The following is a 205-nucleotide window of genomic DNA, read 5'->3' on the forward strand; positions in this document are numbered from 1 at the left end:
TTTTAAAACTATCGGGAAGACAGGATTCGAACCTGCGACCCCCTGGTCCCAAACCAGGTGCTCTACCAAGCTGAGCCACTTCCCGTTAATAAAGCGCGCCCGAGAGGACTCGAACCCCTAACCTTTTGATCCGTAGTCAAACGCTCTATCCAATTGAGCTACGGGCGCATATGGTGCCGAGGGCGGGGGTCGAACCCGCACGGTG

Annotated in this window: 2 tRNA genes; both read right to left on the minus strand. The window is 56.1% G+C overall.

What is annotated here, in order from left to right:
• Positions 1 to 11 precede the first annotated feature (11 nt).
• A tRNA-Pro gene (locus tag MR076_RS26290) sits at positions 12 to 85 on the minus strand.
• 9 nt (positions 86 to 94) lie between these two features.
• Positions 95 to 168 (minus strand) — tRNA-Arg (locus MR076_RS26295).
• Between the last annotated feature and the right edge of the window lie 37 nt (positions 169 to 205).

Source organism: Bacillus cereus group sp. BfR-BA-01380, assembly GCF_022663535.1.
In the GTDB taxonomy this organism is placed as follows: Bacteria; Bacillota; Bacilli; order Bacillales; family Bacillaceae_G; genus Bacillus_A; species Bacillus_A cereus_BB.